General features: G+C 61.5%; 16 protein-coding genes. 10 read left to right on the forward strand and 6 right to left on the reverse strand.

The window, feature by feature from the left end; all coding sequences use genetic code 11:
• Positions 1-25 precede the first annotated feature (25 nt).
• Positions 26-604, forward strand: a complete 579-nt coding sequence (locus IAE60_RS12520) for a hypothetical protein (protein ID WP_187572494.1) — start codon at positions 26-28, stop codon at positions 602-604.
• A gap of 54 nt (positions 605-658) precedes the next feature.
• On the opposite strand, the gene IAE60_RS12525 is transcribed toward IAE60_RS12520, so the two are convergent.
• Both IAE60_RS12525 and IAE60_RS12530 read right to left on the reverse strand, forming a co-directional pair.
• A complete protein-coding gene (locus tag IAE60_RS12525; RefSeq protein WP_187572495.1) occupies positions 659-988 on the reverse strand; it encodes a DUF3653 domain-containing protein in 330 nt (109 codons plus the stop codon).
• Between the two features lie 429 nt (positions 989-1,417).
• A complete protein-coding gene (locus IAE60_RS12530) occupies positions 1,418-2,407 on the reverse strand; it encodes a hypothetical protein (protein ID WP_187572496.1) in 990 nt (329 codons plus the stop codon).
• A gap of 306 nt (positions 2,408-2,713) precedes the next feature.
• Between IAE60_RS12530 and IAE60_RS12535 the strand changes: the two genes are divergently transcribed.
• The 4 genes from IAE60_RS12535 to IAE60_RS12550 are packed head-to-tail and all read left to right on the forward strand — an operon-like array spanning position 2,714 to position 7,747.
• Positions 2,714-3,379 carry a hypothetical protein gene (locus tag IAE60_RS12535; RefSeq protein ID WP_187572497.1) on the forward strand — a complete coding sequence of 222 codons (666 nt, stop codon included), beginning with the start codon at positions 2,714-2,716 and terminating at the stop codon, positions 3,377-3,379.
• Positions 3,376-5,349, forward strand: a complete 1,974-nt coding sequence (locus IAE60_RS12540; RefSeq protein ID WP_187572498.1) for a hypothetical protein — start codon at positions 3,376-3,378, stop codon at positions 5,347-5,349. Before IAE60_RS12535 ends, IAE60_RS12540 begins: the two co-directional genes overlap by 4 nt.
• Before the next feature lie 38 nt (positions 5,350-5,387).
• The gene (locus IAE60_RS12545) at positions 5,388-6,278 is read left to right on the forward strand and encodes an ATP-binding protein (RefSeq protein ID WP_187572499.1); all 891 of its coding nucleotides are present in this window, start codon (positions 5,388-5,390) and stop codon (positions 6,276-6,278) included.
• A complete protein-coding gene (locus tag IAE60_RS12550; protein WP_187572500.1) occupies positions 6,275-7,747 on the forward strand; it encodes a hypothetical protein in 1,473 nt (490 codons plus the stop codon). The genes IAE60_RS12545 and IAE60_RS12550 overlap by 4 nt, the downstream gene beginning before the upstream one ends.
• 132 nt (positions 7,748-7,879) lie before the next feature.
• On the opposite strand, the gene IAE60_RS12555 is transcribed toward IAE60_RS12550, so the two are convergent.
• Entirely contained in the window at positions 7,880-8,785 is a 906-nt protein-coding gene (locus IAE60_RS12555; protein ID WP_187572501.1) for a hypothetical protein, read from the reverse strand.
• 31 nt (positions 8,786-8,816) lie between these two features.
• On the reverse strand, positions 8,817-9,368 hold the full coding sequence (locus IAE60_RS12560; RefSeq protein WP_187572502.1) for a hypothetical protein: 552 nt from the start codon (positions 9,366-9,368) through the stop codon (positions 8,817-8,819).
• Positions 9,369-9,892: 524 nt separating this feature from the next.
• Between IAE60_RS12560 and IAE60_RS12565 the strand changes: the two genes are divergently transcribed.
• The gene (locus IAE60_RS12565; RefSeq protein WP_187572503.1) at positions 9,893-10,315 is read left to right on the forward strand and encodes a YqaA family protein; all 423 of its coding nucleotides are present in this window, start codon (positions 9,893-9,895) and stop codon (positions 10,313-10,315) included.
• Between the two features lie 22 nt (positions 10,316-10,337).
• Here IAE60_RS12565 and IAE60_RS12570 read toward each other — a convergent pair whose 3' ends face one another.
• Complete coding sequence (locus tag IAE60_RS12570; protein WP_187572504.1) at positions 10,338-10,529, reverse strand: DUF1289 domain-containing protein; 192 nt, start codon at positions 10,527-10,529, stop codon at positions 10,338-10,340.
• Complete coding sequence (gene dmeF, locus IAE60_RS12575) at positions 10,526-11,506, reverse strand: CDF family Co(II)/Ni(II) efflux transporter DmeF (RefSeq protein ID WP_187572505.1); 981 nt, start codon at positions 11,504-11,506, stop codon at positions 10,526-10,528. Before dmeF ends, IAE60_RS12570 begins: the two co-directional genes overlap by 4 nt.
• Before the next feature lie 52 nt (positions 11,507-11,558).
• Here dmeF and IAE60_RS12580 point away from each other — a divergent pair, with 52 nt between their 5' ends.
• The 4 genes from IAE60_RS12580 (at position 11,559) to IAE60_RS12595 (ending at position 14,830) form a co-directional block, all read left to right on the forward strand.
• On the forward strand, positions 11,559-11,831 hold the full coding sequence (locus IAE60_RS12580) for a metal/formaldehyde-sensitive transcriptional repressor (RefSeq protein ID WP_187572506.1): 273 nt from the start codon (positions 11,559-11,561) through the stop codon (positions 11,829-11,831).
• Between the two features lie 123 nt (positions 11,832-11,954).
• Entirely contained in the window at positions 11,955-12,281 is a 327-nt protein-coding gene (locus IAE60_RS12585) for a hypothetical protein (protein ID WP_187572507.1), read from the forward strand.
• Between the two features lie 66 nt (positions 12,282-12,347).
• A complete protein-coding gene (locus tag IAE60_RS12590; RefSeq protein WP_187572508.1) occupies positions 12,348-13,598 on the forward strand; it encodes a TolC family protein in 1,251 nt (416 codons plus the stop codon).
• Positions 13,595-14,830, forward strand: coding sequence for an efflux RND transporter periplasmic adaptor subunit (locus IAE60_RS12595; protein ID WP_187572509.1), 1,236 nt, complete (start codon positions 13,595-13,597; stop codon positions 14,828-14,830). The genes IAE60_RS12590 and IAE60_RS12595 overlap by 4 nt, the downstream gene beginning before the upstream one ends.
• Positions 14,831-14,839 lie beyond the last annotated feature (9 nt).

The following is a 14,839-nucleotide window of genomic DNA, read 5'->3' on the forward strand; positions in this document are numbered from 1 at the left end:
AAAGAGGATGAGCGTTGAGTCACTGATGTCCGGCTTGATCGGCGCACTTGCCGGTGGGTTGATCACGGGGGGATTCACCATTTATGCGATCAATCGCACCGAAACGTTTGCGAAATCCAGTGCCGCTGAGAACGAAGCTGGATTGGTTCGATCGCTTCTGCATGCAATCCACGACGAGCTGGAAGTTGTTTTTGAACGCTATCGGCGGCACGTCGCGCCTCAGGTGGAAGCGCTGCAGCCAAATACGCCATTTGCGCTATTTTTCCCGGTTAACAATGACTACTTCACCGTGTTCAATGGGAACGCCCATCTGGTTGGTAAGATTAAGGATCACGATCTGAGGCGGTCCCTAGTCCGCACCTACGTATTGGCAAAAGGGCTTGTCGACACCTTTAGGATGAACAATCACATGCTGGCTGAGCTTGAGCGCGCGGAGGAACTGGCGGCGGCTACCGGACTAGAGTCGGACGAAAGGGTGAGAAGAGAGAGGTATGCCGCGCTTTGCGACTATGGTGCGTTGATTCAGAAAGATCACTATGAGGCGCTCAGTGCCTACGAAGATCTATTTCGTCGGCTTCATAAGAATGGAGTTCTTAGCCAATAGCGAAAGTAGGGGCGCGAGCCCCTACAGTGGAAGCGACTGGAAAGAGCGGGCTTTTTACCCGGCGCGGCTGCCGAAGTGGCGCGCGTGCCAGTCGGCCAGTTCCACGACAACGACCTTGACCGGTCCCTGCGAAACCTTGCGCTTGGCGTTCCGGGCCCTGGCAGCGTCTAGGCGGGCCTCAGCATCAAGCCGCCACATGATTCCGCGCATGCGTTCCGGGCTGATCCGCTGGCCGTCCGGCGCGACCAGGTATCGGCCGCGCTGCTTCCAACCGAGCCAGTCCGCGCGCAGATCGGTGTGACCATGCACAACGCGCTCGTAGTGCGCCAAGGCGCAGGGATTCTGCTTCTTGCCGTCTTGCCAGCATGGCGGGCGGTCCATCATACGAAAGCCTCCAAGGATCCTTTGGAGGGGGTATCGGCACGGGCAGGGCCTTTCAGGAACCAACTGGCGGGATCAGTAAACCCGTGACAAGCGCGCCTCATAAATAACAATGACTTAGAGCGATCCCGATCCGAAATGTCACAGCTCTCCCGATTTTTGAGATCGGTAAAACTGTTACATATTCTGGGCTTGCCGGCATATTTGAGACATTCCCCAAGCGCGCTGCACGCACGGCCGCCGACCCCATGGTCCTGAGCCTGCCTGTGGAAGGGGGCCGTGCAGGGCGATGAGCATCGTCACCCGCCGTTAGTGGGACACATCGACGGCTGACCGCTGCGAGGGCTGCAGGGTTGATAGGACCTCGTCGAAGCCTTCCTCGTGGATGTGCGGCAGTACGCGTCGCCGCTGCATTGGTCGATCAACTGAGTGTCAGCCAGGCCTCATGCCAAATGCGGCCGCGGCGGCCTCCGCCTGGAGCCCGTTCTTCACGCCGGCCCAGTCAGAGGACAGGGTGGCGTAGTCCTCAGGATCCAGCATGGGCTCAAAACCGTAGATCGAAGAGCGAAGACTCAGTGCACGCATGCGTTGCTTATTCTCCACGGTATCGTGGACAAGGACGATCCTCGTCGGGAATCTTCGCAACATTTCGCGTCCACTGTGACTACGGTGTCCGACGCGCTTTAGCCAAAGCAGGGCACTTTCTACCGCGCTGTGCAGGCTGTTTGCCACGTCAGCGCCCCCTTCGCTATGCCTTACCCATTCCAGTTGGCCAATCGAAGCGGCTGACCGTCGGCAGCACTCTTCGAGCGTTTCAATCAGCCCCGCATCCGAGGTCTCATCGCGGCGGTCCGGCAAGAAGTGCCAGACCGCCATATGAAGCAGGCCCAGTAAGAGCGTCAGGGCTTCGGGGGTAGCATCGACGGCCAACCCATCCAGTGAGAGGCGCTCCGCGGTGGCCAGCCCCTCTGGATCGTGCTCACGCCAGGCGTGGACGCTCTCGGGACTCAATAGGGCCATCGACCGTGCTTGCAGCATCGCGGCAACGTTCTGTGCACTTTGATCGATGGTTGGCTCACCGCTGAAGTACGCATCTGCCTCACTCAGCAGCCAGGGCTGGGACTCAGGTACACGCGCCACTACGCGCTGAAAAAGATTGAACTTCTGCCCTGAACCATCGGGCTCGTTGAAGTAGGCGCCGTCAGGATTCTTGCCGAGCTCATAGGTTCGCCTAAACATGTCGGGAATCGACGGGTCCGGGTTCGGCGTCACGCCGAAAACGAAGGTCCCCTCTGTTTCGACGACCTGCAGTGCCAGCTGCGCGTTGAGCGCACCCAGTTCGCAGGAGAACCGGTGCAAGAGGAATCGCACCCAAAGCAGGGGGCCGATGGTGTCCGAATACGACTGCTTCTTCTGGGCCATAAGACTCTCTGACCAACGAGGGAATGGATTGCGGCTCAATCCATCTCTGACAGCTACCCGAGCTCTGTCCTAGCATCCGTCAATTGCGCGCAACGGAGGCAAGGCGATGAGCTGATCGAAATGTATTCCATTCGGCAGGCAAAAAAAAACCGGCTGGCGGGCCGGGTTTTTTCTGAAGCGGATTGGCACAACGATTGACGACTTGACTCTAGCGCGCGGGTTTTCCTGTGTCAACAGGCTCTGCTGCGCCGGACGATGCCCTCCGTTTTACGCCTGCCTTTCCCTAATCCCTAGATAAGGAAAGGTATGAAGACGTCAAAATCGCCCGCGCAAAAGGGGCGAAGCGCCATCGCGGACGCGGTTCGCAGGCGAGGGCAGAGTCCCTACAACCTGTGGATCATCCGTCCACCTCTGCAACAGCAAGACATCATCGTCAACTCCGATCCAAAGATGGAGCTTGTCTATCTGTTGGAGGGTGATCCGACGCTGGAAGAGATCGACTACGGCCCTTTGCGGAGAGCACCTGACGAAGAGCGAAAAGCCAAGCGTCTGAGCGCATCCGAGCAGCCCGAGCACTTCGCAGATGTCGTGCGCTCCGGAGTCAAAGGACGTGTTTTCTGGGGAGGGACGCAGCCGCCACCCCCAGAAATGTTGGCGCCATCGGATCTCTACCTGAGCATTCCGGACCTGGACGCCAACGTTATGCGGATAGACAACTGGCGGCGCATTGCGCCGGCCATTCGCCGCGTGAGCGCTCATCCCACCGACGCGTTGGAACGCCAGATGATCACGCTGCTGAGCAAAGGCAGCAAGATGTCGGTGGCAGACATTCTCTCGGCCCTGATCGGACACCCTCCTGCGCTGGTTCTTGGCGTCGTGGGCATTCTTCTTCGCCAACGACAGCTGGAGGGCGACGTCGACCAACGCCTATGGTCGTTGCATACCCGGGTGTGGGCGCGGAGGCCAGCATGAACCGGTACACCCGAAGCAACGCACCCGTTGACCTGCTGAAGTACGACGAATGGCCCGAGGTCAGCCTGAGCGCGCTGGATGATGAGGCGGTTGCGCGCTTCACGGCGCTCAAGAAGGCACTGATACGGTACATGGAGGGAGACAAGGTCCAGGAGATTCAGGACGACGAGGGCTACTCCCGTGAGGCGCTCATTCGTGCGTTCAATCGCTGTATCACACGACGGCCGGATGGCCGCTTGGTCGGATGGCTGGGACTTGTGCCAGGCGTTCGAATCGGCGCGCCGGCGCGCGTCAAACCGCTGGCGCCCAGCGGGAGAAACGGAAAATCTGGGCTCACCGGTGCATGCGCCTTGTTTATGAATCAGCATCCGAAAATCGAAGCTGCTTTCAAGAAGTACCTTTTCAAGACCGCAACCCGCCAAGTGGCGCACGAGAACAAGGTTCGCCCCGGTATTGCCCACAAGTGGTTCATTGCTCACTGCCGAGAGCAGGGAATCCCTGAGAACCAGTGGCCCTTGAATACCGACAAGCTCGGCAGGGGCGCGATCAGCGAATACATCCGCCTCTACTTGGCTGCGAACTACGATGCCATCGTGGCGACACAGTACGGCCAGAAGGCCAAGACGAAATCGCACAGTGGCACCGGCACATTCTCTCGCCTGCGTGCAAGTCAGTTCCTCGACGTGGTCGAACTGGACGAGCACCTGTGCCATTTCAAGGGCTGGATCGCCTTTGAGACTCCCGGTGGGAAACGCTGGGTCAAGAGCCCTCGACTGAGCCTGATTGCCATGGTCGATCGCTTGATCGGTTTGGTGGTCGGACTAAAGATCATCTTTCGATCCCAGGCTCGGGGCGATGACATTCTTGAGGTGTTGCATCACGCGTGCACTGGGGGTGGGGTGCTGGTTGATGCGTCTGCGGAGGGGGAAGCGAACGAGCCTGCAATGCCAATCGATCTGGGCGTGCCATTCGAATGGTGCGGCTTGAATCAACTTCTGGTCGACAACGCCTTGTCCCATCTTGCCGAAGAGATCCAAGGCCGCGCGCGGGCCCTTTTGGGATGCGACATCAACTTTGGTCCTGTGCGACGCCCGGAGCGGCGACCCAACGTCGAAGGGCTTTTCAGTGATCTGGAACGCCTGGGTTTCCACAGACTCGATGAGACGACCGGCTCGGGCCCGCAGGATCCCATCCGGATCGAGGCGCCGCCGGCCCGGGAACCGCAGATGACCGAGGCCGCTGCCATTGCGTTGATCTATCGCAGCGTCCGGTTCCACAACCGCAAACGCTCCAGCGGTGCGTACGGCGTGCGGCGCATTGAGCAGTTGCAAGGCTGGGTCAACGACACCGAGCAGGGTCTGATCTTCCCCATGCTTCCACCGCCCCTGGATCACCTGCCCAGCCTGGATGTCAGCGTGACTCGGCTCAAGGTCAAGGGCAGTGAGCAGACCGGCGTGCGAGCGCACCTCTACCTCCAGGAGGAATCCTACGCGGGAGAGGTGCTGTCTGAGCGTTGGGACTTGATCGGTCAGTGGGTCATGGTCCACATGAACCGTCACGATGCGCGGTACATGCGCTTGTTTACCCTGAAAGGGGAATCCCTGGGCACGGCCACGGTGACGGGGAGGTGGCGGCATCCCCCTCATACGCTAAGTCAACGCATCATCACCAACAAGCTCATCCGCGACGGACAGCTGCGTATTGGCTACGACGAAGATCCAATCGCAGCGCACTTGGCGCAGATTGCGCACGACGCTGCAAAAGACACGCCGCTGTCGGCTGACCAGATCAAGACACTGACCGCGCACGCCGAGAACGAACATTCACGCCAACAAAGCGCCAACTCAGTTGCGCAGGCGGCCGTCACCGCGGCCATTGAGAACGCCAAGAAGGAGCCAGCAAGGGATGGCAAAGAAGAGCGGCGCTTTGTCATGCCGCAGCTGAGGGCCTTCAACAGGGGGCAGCGGTGATAGAGGAGTTGATCGTTGAGCGTGAGCGACTATGGGCCGTGCATCCGATCATCTGTGAGGCAGCGGTGCTGCCGTCGACATCGGTACAGAATGCCGTTTGGGCGGTCATTGAAGGGGCCAGGAAGACGCGCTTCTCCTATGCGTCCTGGGCTGATCCGGTTACCGGAAAGTCCAGCTGTCTGACGGCTATCGAGAACTTCATTCGACAGGAGCATCCCGGCAGTGGGGTGCTTCGCTATGAAGCCATGCGGGAGGAATCCTCTGCGGAAGGCCGGTTGCTGGAAGACATCCTGCTACAGATGGCGATCGCCGCGCCCATCGCGCGAAGCCTGGCGGGAAAGCGTGACCAGCTGACGCGTGCTCTTTTGGCCCTTGCCGGAGTGGACATGCACTTGTACATGCTGATCGATGAAGCGCAAGAGCTGCACATCAGAGAGCTCAACTGGCTCAAAGGGGTAATCAACAAGGTGATCCTAAAGCAGGTAAAGGTCACCGTGGTGTTGATGGGACAGAAACAGCTACTCACCCGCATCGATGAACTTAAGGCGGCGGGTCGGCAGGACTTGTTGGAGCGCTTCTTCAAGCGCGTGGTCGAGTTCAAGGGGTGCCGTACCGTCGAGGACCTGGCCACGTTGTGCGAGGCGATGGACATCAAATCCGAGTATCCCGAGGGGAGCGGTTGGAGCTACACGATGTTCTTGTTCCCGCGCGCCTACGAAAACGGCTTGCGCTTGCAAGCCAAAGCTCAGGTGCTATGGCAGGCATTCACAGCCCAGCGCAGCGCTTCCGAAGTCCAGCGCGGCATACCCATGGAAGCCATTTCGTCATATCTGGCCCAGATATGCCTGTTACACAAGGACCTGGACAGCGCGGATATGGAACTGGATCTGGGGCTGCTGGAAGAGGCGGCAAAGGAGACCCTGTCGTGACAAGCAAGCGTATCGTCCCGTGGCGCGATGACTGCTTGCTTCCCGAGGAGTCGTTGTACTCGGTGATCAGCAAGATCGCCTGGTTCCAAGCCATGCCGCCACTCCGCTATCTGTCGACCATTCTCGGGCGCAGCCACGTTGAAGGCCTTGTACTGGGTCCTACCGAAAAGTGGTTGTCCACCATTCGGGACCATCACATGGCGCCGGACGTAGGAGGTCTGCCGTTCGCTGACGGGATAGCCGAATGGGTACTCACGGAGAAGGTGGACACGCCGATCGCGTGGAGAAGTCGCAGCCTTCGCGTGTGTGATCACTGCTTGGCCGACGGGGTGCATCTAAGAATTCACCAGGACCTGGCGGTCCACAAATGTCCGCTACACATGGAGCCGCTGCATAGTACGTGCGGACATTGTTTCGGTCATCTGACCCTTTCCTACGCTCGGCGTACGGAAGCGTTCTGTTGTCCTCGTTGCAGTGCTCCACTGACAGCTGGCCATGTCTTCGGTATGCCGCGCCCGGAGACCCAGCGCCAGGCCGTCCAGACGGCTGTGCGAGCTGTGAGAAGCTCGGTGCTGAAAGTGCGCAAGATCATAGGGCCGCATGTCGACTCGGTACTGAGACCTTCATCTTCCGGATCATGCGCCAATATGAGTCATTTGCGCCTGGATAGCGTTTGTGCACAGGCAGGCGTCCATCCCGCGCTCAAACGCCTGCACATTCCGAAGGTGGAACTGAAAACGGAGTCGGTCAAGTTCAGAACCGCAGACGATCGGGCCGCCCATCCCGGAGGTCTGATAGAAGCTTGCAGCATGGCAGAGTTCCAGTTGGCGATGTCCTGCATCGTTCGTTGGTTCGTCAAGGCCAAAGGCAGATCGCACGGGCAGTGTCTGGATTCCCCTCTTCGGATGTTTGGGCCTGACTTCGGCCTCAGTATCCGGAATGCGCAGGATATCCTTGGATGTTGCCCGGTGGCTGCTGGCTTCTGGCTGTGGAGGCTCTCAAATTGCCGACAACTGGAACGCTATCTCAGGCAGCCGCCATCTGACGATGCGCCCATCAGGCGCCATCGCCTGTTGATCCTCTACAAAGCCTTGAAGAGCCATCTGCACTACTGCCTGCACGTGGCGCAGCGCATGCTGCACACCGATCTCAGGCATCTCGATGATCAGCTGAGAGTGCGGGCACTGCATCGTGTGTGCGCCATGTCTGTGGAGGACCTTCAGTTCAGTACCCTGCGCTCAGTCTCATCAACGCTGGTGCGCTACGAGATGCAATGGCGCTGGATGGATGTGCCCTGCGACGGCTTTGCCGCTTACGCCACGCGCCTGCGCAGGCAGTGCGAGGAGGAAGCAGCGCCACGGGAAAACTTCGCGGGAGGGCCCCTGTATGGCGTCGACGTCGAGCCGCCGGCAGAGGGTCGTGCTCGGATGCCGTTCACGCTCATGCGGTTGGAGGGGTTTCTTCGCTGATGAAGCCGCTACCGGTTCCCCGCAGTGCGTCCCTGGCGTTGCTACGTATCAGCACCGCGCTGTCTCGTACCCCGAGCACGTTGCCGGAAAGGGACGCTTGGGTGCCCACGCAAAGCTGTCAGCAGACAGTTCCTACAGCCCCACGCGCGCGGCCGCCCTGAGCAACTGGTCCCGGTTGCCTTCGCTAGGCCACCCCTCAACAGTCGATACCAATTTTCCATCCTGGAGGAAATAGAACGTGGGTGTTGACCACGAATCGAAGTCAGGCCACTCCGCCCGATCGAAAGCGATGACCATGGGGTGCTCGGGATGTTCGCGGTTCCATTGCTGAAGAATCTGCAGGTTGAGCTTTCGGTCCACCGGGGCCAGCCATAGCGAGCGGGCCATGGCCTTGGACAGGGCTGGGTCCGCCTCAATGGCGGCCATGGCATTGCGCGAAAAGTGGCAGAGCGGGTGGGAGATGACGACCACCCGAGCGCCCCGATCCACATCCAATGGGGTGCGCGTGACGGTGGTGCCCGATGCCGGCACTGCAAGCGCGGTCTTTCCCGAGTTCGATGCGGCCGCCAGTGTCGGCGCAGTCTCGACATCCCACTGGGGAAATTCTTTCTCCAGAGCCGAGGCCTGCTCAAACTGACGCGAGGCCATAAGGGCCGCGTGCATATCCGAGAAGCTGCGCTGCTCGACCAAACCCCGCGCCTGGAGTTCACCAAAGGCGCGCTGCATCGCCTGCAGGTGCGTGGCCTGGATCGAGTAAGCGTGAGCGATGTTGGCCGAATTGAAGAGGGTCGCCAGATCCTGGCTATCCATGCTGGCCGGATCACGCGCCAGCGCGGCGGCGAAGCCGTTGTCGAAGGCGACCGACATCGCCGTCGCACGCTCGGCCGTGGACTGCCCGCGCGTCTGCTCGTGGACCTCCATGAAACGGTCGTAGCGCCCATCAAGCGTTTGGCCAGCCAGCGTATGGGCCGGCCAAGCGCTCAAGGCACCGATGCCGATGAGTAGCAGGGCGCAGAACTGCCGCTGGATCCTGTGCATGGATCTTCCTGAGCATCCGGTAGCCGACAGACTAGCAATTTCTCATGCAGATCGTGTTGATGTTGTAGGAACAGGTCGCTTTCTTGGCGCACTCGTAGCCTTCGTAGTCACAAGGCTGAGATGGGCACACGGGACCGGGCGGGCCGCCCAATGGGCGCATGATCTGCTCATCGACTGTGTTCTGGATGCGCACATTCCGCATCATGGCCACGGTGTGCTGGGCACCAAACAGGCTCATCACCTGATAAATCTGCGAGGCGTTGAGTTCAGCCTGCAGGTCGCCGTAACTGAAGCTCGTGATGCCGCTGTCACTGAACTTCAGACTAGCGATGAAGCGGCGCTTGCCCGATTCCGAAAGCGCGGCCAGCGGCGAAGCGCTTCCCGAGTTGCGTAGATGTTGCTCGAGATCCCGACGCGATTTGATCGGGGCCAATTGCAAGGCCACATCCTGTTGCAGCATCTCCTGCTGTTGTGTGACGCCGTTGACATGCGTGGGTTCGACACTGGCATTCTGTGCGTGTAATGACGTACTAGAGGCCAAGACGGCGAGTAGACCAACTAGTACCGTAATGAATCGGCTCATCGTTAGTTCCTCCATGCGACGTTGGAAGTAGTTGCTGGAGCCCGTCGCCTGTCCAGCACACAGCACGCTAGTTCGCTGATGTTAGTGATGTGTGGTAGGCCAGACACCTACATGAACGCATGATCGCCATCTAGCGCCTGCTTAGCCGCGAATGTGCCAGTAGGCGGTAGCTTGCGGCCCGCGCAGGAGTAGAACTGTTAGAGCGAAGAGAGGCGCTCTGGCAAGCTCATTGCAACATAAATGCGTGAATTCAGATCGCAAGCAGACAACTGCGACAACACATCAGTACCCGTCACCGGTGCTCACGGGGTGCATGACGCAACTGAGCGACCGAAACGGTGCTGCGCTGGGCAAAGCCAGACTCACCTGCATCGGTTGTCACGTTCAAGTCGGACAACACCGCACTCGTAGCTGAGAGAACTCCTACAACAAGTCAGAACGTGCCACTCTCGGGCGCTACTGATCGTGAGCTATGCTGTCAGTCAACAGAGAGTGTATTCCCAGGCCCATCGATTGTTGACCTGATGATCTACTTGGGCTTGTTTCTGGCTGCGTTCCTGGCCGCCACGCTGGTGCCGGCACAGTCCGAAGCCGTGCTGGTGAGTCTGCTGGTCGCCGGCTATCCGGTGTGGGCATTACTGCTTGTCGCCAGCGCCGGCAATGTGCTCGGCTCGGTGGTGAACTGGTGGTTGGGCGGGCAACTGCTGCGCTTTCGCACCCATCGCTGGTTCCCGGTATCGGGCCAAGCCCTGGAGCGCGCCCAGCGCCACTACCAACGCTATGGCAGCTGGTCGTTGCTGCTGAGCTGGGTGCCGATCATTGGCGATCCGCTGACCTTGGCCGCCGGGGTCATGAAAGAGCCGCTCTGGCGCTTCCTGCTGCTGGTGACGCTGGCCAAGGTGGGCCGTTACCTCGTGCTGACGCTGATTACCCTGCAGGTGCTGTAGCCATCGCTGCGCTCGCGCAGCGTCATGCCCCTTGGCCGCGACGGGCCTGGATCTTGGCTCGCCGCCGTGGCACGTCCGACAGGATGCTGCGTCGCTTGTGCTCGGTGTACTTGCGCCAACTGCGGATCTCCTCGGTGGTGCGAAAGCAGCCCACGCATACGTCGGTCTTCCGATCGAACTGGCAGATGTCCGTGCAAGGGGAGGGGCGGCTCATCGCGGCGTTTCACTGAGCGCGGTCCGCGCCTCGATGGTGACGTGCACGATCTCCTGGTGAATGGCCAAGGCGTTCTTGAAGTGATCCGGATGCACGGCCGCCTCGGTCACCACTTCGGCCACACAGGCGAACTTGCCACGTCCCACCTGCCAGACATGCAGATCGCTGATCCGTGCCGGCACCGGGCCTTGTTCGATGGCTTCGCGAATTTCCTCCACTACCGGGGCATCCATCTGCGCATCGAGCAAGACCTTGCTGGTCTGCCGAATCAGGCCCCAGGCCCAGACCGAGACCAAGGCCGCGCCGACCAGGCCCATCACCGGATCCAGCCAGGCCGCGCCGAAGTACATGCCGCCCAGCAGCGCGATGATCGCCAACACCGAGGTCGCTGCATCGGCGATGACATGCAGGTAGGCCGAGCGCTGGTTCAGATCGTGATGCGCGCTGTGTCCGTGATCAGCTTGATGCTCATGGTGATGATGATCGTCGTGGCCGTGACTGTGACCATGCCCGTGATCATGATGATCCCGCAGCCACCAGGCGCACAGCAGGTTGACCGCCAGGCCCACGAGGGCGATTGCAATGGCCTGTTCGTAGTGGATGGTGCTGGGGCGGAACAGGCGTTCGATGGATTGGAACGCCATCAGACCGGCTACACCGAGCAGCAGGATGGCGCTGGTGTAACCGCCCAGGATTTCGATCTTCCAGGTGCCGAAGGCAAAGCGACGGTCCTGTGCGAAGCGGCGCGCGCAGGCGTAGGCAAACACCGACAGGCCCAGGGCCAACGCGTGGGAGCTCATGTGCCAGCCGTCGGCCAGCACGGCCATCGAGTTGTACCACCAGCCTCCGGTGATCTCCACGACCATCATGATCAAGGTCAGGATCATGGCCCGGCGGGTGTTGCGCTCGGCCAGTGGATTGCCTTGGTCGAAGGCGTGGGAATGGCGCCGCGTAGCGGCCAAAGCATCGAGGTTCATGACGGGGCAGGGCGGGTTGCTGGATACCCCCTAAGGGTATATGATCGCGTCCATGGCGCATACCCACCGCGACAAGAAGAAGCTGCTCACCCGCGTTCGCCGCATCGGCGGCCAGGTCGCGGCGCTGGAGCGTGCACTGGAAGCCGAGGGCGACTGTGGCGATCTGCTGATCCAGATCGCCGCGGCCAAGGGCGCCATGCATGCGTTGATGATGGAAGTGCTCGCCGGTCATCTGAGCGAGCATGTGGTGGCCGCCGAAACCGAGGCCGAGCGGGCCAAAGAAGCCGGCGCCATCATGGACTTGCTGACCCGTTATGCCCGTTGATCGCAGACCGTTGGTGGGTGGTGCTTTCCCGAACGTCTGTGCTGGACAGGCCCGTCCTTGACCCCGTAGGCTAATGCAGTGATCCGGTTCTCCGCCCGCGCCCAGAGTGTCCTGCACATCAGCATGCTGTTGCTGCTGGTGCTGGGCGTTCTCGTGCGGCCGGCGCTGAATTTCGTCGGTGAAATCCACGGCGCCGCGCACGCGGCCGAAGTCGCCAGCGAGCACGGCCATGGCCATCCCGGCGATGGCCACGATGCCGATCACGATCAGGACCACGCCTCGGGCACGCACCTGCTGATGCACCAGGCCGATTCGGGTTCTTCCTCCGGCCTGCTCACCAGCTTCCGCTTACCGCCCGTCGTGGTGGCAGCCTCCCCGCGTCTGCAGTGGACGCCGGTCTCCTCGCTGCCCCAGCGACTCTCATCGCCGTTTAGACCTCCGATTGCCTGATGACAGGGCCGGCCGCCGTTAGCGCGGCCTGAGTACGTCTGTCCATCAACCAATCGGAGATATTCCGTGAACTTGCGTTATGCATGGGTTCTGGCCTTGGCCGGAGCCTGTGGTGTCGTGCCATGGGCACACGCCACTGAACCTCTGCGCCTGCAGGAGGCGGTTTCCCGCGCCTTAGGTGCAAATCCGGCCCTGGCGGCCGAAGCAGCCCAACTCGATGCCGTCCGTGCCCGCGCCCAGCGCGAGGGCTTGGCTCCGCAGTACTTCGTCACCGGCGAACTGGAGAACTTGGGCGGTACCGGTTCGCTCAGCGGGGTGAACTCGGCCGAAAGCACGCTCCGTGTCGGCCGTTTGATCGAGTTGGGCGGCAAGCGCGCCGCACGCCAGGCCCTGGGTGCGGCGGAGATCGATCAGCAACAAACCGCGGCCGATGCCACGCGGATCGAACTGGCCAGTCGCACCGCGGCGCGCTTCATCGAAGTGGCCGTGGATCAGCAACGCCTGGACTTTGCCAACGAACGCGTTCGCCAGGCCGAGCGCACGCGTCGCGAGGTAGCCGGCTGGGTCTCGGCCGCGCGCAATCCCGAATCGGATCTGCGTGCGGCAGAAATCGTCGTGGCCAACGCCGAGTTGGATCGTGAGCATGCCGAGCACGAGCTCAGCAGCGCACGCACCACCTTGGCCGCGAGCTGGGGCGACTCGATCCCGGACTTTGACACGGTGGCGGCCGATCTGACCGATCTGCCCGAGGTCGAACCGCTGGACACGCTGCTGGCGCGCTTGCCCAACACGATCGATCAGCAAGCCTTCTCGCGTGAGGCCCGTCTGGCCGAAGCACGGCGTCGGATCGCCGAGGCCGCGCGCAAACCCGATCTGAACTTCAACGTCGGCGTGCGTCGCCTGGAAGGGCCCAGCGATCAAGGTCTGGTGATGTCGGTGTCCGTGCCGTTGGGCAGCCGCACGCGGGCGGGGTACTCCATCGCCGAGGCCGACGCGCAACTGGCGGCCATCGAAGCACGCCGCAAGGCCGAGCAGTTCGAGCGCCATCAGCTGGTCTTCGAGAAGTACCAGGAACTGGGCCACGCCCGCACCGAAGTGGAGTCCTTGCGCGGACGCGTGGTGCCCAAAGCCGAGCAAGCCCTGGCCTTCACCCGGCGCGGCTTCGAAGCAGGGCGGTTCTCGTTCCTCTCGCTCTCCCAGGCGCAGACCACGCTCTTTGAACTGCGCGAGCGCCTCGTCGAGGCCTATGCGCGCTACCACACCTTGCTGGTGGAGCTCGATCGGCTCACCGCAACCACCCAGGACACCCTTCCATGAGTCGTCATCTCACTCTCTTGCTGTTGCCTTTGCTGTTGGTGGCGTGCGGCGGTGAACCGGCATCCCAGGCCGGCGAAGCCGCCGCTGAAGCGGCCCCGGCCAGCGGCGACTACGAGCGTGGCCCCAATCGCGGCCGCATGCTGCGCGATGGGGATTTCGCCATCGAAGTCACCATCTTCGAAACCAACGTCCCGCCGCAGTTCCGTCTGTATGCCTACAAGGACGGCAAGCCGGTCAATGCCAGCGAAGTGGTTCCCACCGTCACGCTCAAGCGACTGGACGGGGAAACCAACGTGTTTACCTTCAAGCCGGAAGGCCAGTACCTGACCGGCAGCGGCCAGGTGACCGAGCCGCATTCCTTCGATGTGGAAGTCAAAGCCCAGTACGCCGGCAAGACGCATACCTGGACCTACGATTCCTATGAAGGCCGCACGACGATCCCGGCCCAGGCCGCCAAAGCCGGCGGTGTGGTGGCCGAGAACGCCGGGCCGGCTGTGATCCGCGAGACCATCCAGGTGATGGGCAACGTGGCCGTGGATGACAACCGGCGCGCGCAGGTCAAGGCACGCTTCCCCGGCATCGTGCGCTCGGTTCAGGTCCAGCAAGGCGATCGCGTCAAGCGTGGCCAGACGCTAGTCACGGTCGAGGGCAACGACAGCATGCGCACCTACGCGGTCACCGCCCCCTTCGATGGCATCGTGCTGCAGCGCCCGACCAACGTGGGCGATGTGGCCGATACCAACACGCTGGTAGAGATTGCCAACATGTCGGATGTGTGGGTGGATCTGCGGGCCATCGGCCCGGATGCAGAGAAGATCATGCCCGGCCAGGCGGTCAAGGTGTCCTCGGCCACCGGCGGTACCAGTGCCGAAGGCACGATCGAGACGCTGCTGCCGCTGGCCTCCGGTCAGACGGTGGTGGCACGCGTGACCCTGCCCAATGCCGAAGGGCGCTGGCGCCCGGGCATGGCGGTCTCGGCCGAGGTGACCGTGGCCTCGCGCGAGGTCCCGCTGGCGGTCAAAGAGTCGGGCCTTCAACGCTTTCGCGATTTCACCGTGGTCTTTGCCCAGGTAGGGGAGACCTACGAGGTGCGCATGCTCGAACTGGGCGCGCGCGATGGTGAGTTTGTCGAAGTGCTTGAGGGTCTGAAACCCAATACGCCCTACGTCAGTGAGCAGAGCTTCCTGATCAAGGCCGACGTCGACAAGTCTGGCGCCAGCCACGACCACTGAGGACAGGAC

Source organism: Pseudoxanthomonas mexicana (genome assembly GCF_014397415.1).
In the GTDB taxonomy this organism is placed as follows: Bacteria; Pseudomonadota; Gammaproteobacteria; order Xanthomonadales; family Xanthomonadaceae; genus Pseudoxanthomonas_A; species Pseudoxanthomonas_A mexicana.

Bases quoted from the DNA above. Each gene is read 5' to 3' on its own strand.
- IAE60_RS12520 (WP_187572494.1), top strand. From the start codon at position 26: ATGTCCGGCTTGATCGGCGCACTTGCCGGTGGGTTGATCACGGGGGGA.
- IAE60_RS12525 (WP_187572495.1), bottom strand. From the start codon at position 988: ATGATGGACCGCCCGCCATGCTGGCAAGACGGCAAGAAGCAGAATCCC.
- IAE60_RS12530 (WP_187572496.1), bottom strand. From the start codon at position 2,407: ATGGCCCAGAAGAAGCAGTCGTATTCGGACACCATCGGCCCCCTGCTT.
- IAE60_RS12535 (WP_187572497.1), top strand. From the start codon at position 2,714: ATGAAGACGTCAAAATCGCCCGCGCAAAAGGGGCGAAGCGCCATCGCG.
- IAE60_RS12540 (WP_187572498.1), top strand. From the start codon at position 3,376: ATGAACCGGTACACCCGAAGCAACGCACCCGTTGACCTGCTGAAGTAC.
- IAE60_RS12555 (WP_187572501.1), bottom strand. From the start codon at position 8,785: ATGCACAGGATCCAGCGGCAGTTCTGCGCCCTGCTACTCATCGGCATC.
- IAE60_RS12560 (WP_187572502.1), bottom strand. From the start codon at position 9,368: ATGAGCCGATTCATTACGGTACTAGTTGGTCTACTCGCCGTCTTGGCC.
- IAE60_RS12565 (WP_187572503.1), top strand. From the start codon at position 9,893: ATGATCTACTTGGGCTTGTTTCTGGCTGCGTTCCTGGCCGCCACGCTG.
- IAE60_RS12570 (WP_187572504.1), bottom strand. From the start codon at position 10,529: ATGAGCCGCCCCTCCCCTTGCACGGACATCTGCCAGTTCGATCGGAAG.
- dmeF (WP_187572505.1), bottom strand. From the start codon at position 11,506: ATGAACCTCGATGCTTTGGCCGCTACGCGGCGCCATTCCCACGCCTTC.
- IAE60_RS12580 (WP_187572506.1), top strand. From the start codon at position 11,559: ATGGCGCATACCCACCGCGACAAGAAGAAGCTGCTCACCCGCGTTCGC.
- IAE60_RS12585 (WP_187572507.1), top strand. From the start codon at position 11,955: ATGCTGTTGCTGCTGGTGCTGGGCGTTCTCGTGCGGCCGGCGCTGAAT.
- IAE60_RS12595 (WP_187572509.1), top strand. From the start codon at position 13,595: ATGAGTCGTCATCTCACTCTCTTGCTGTTGCCTTTGCTGTTGGTGGCG.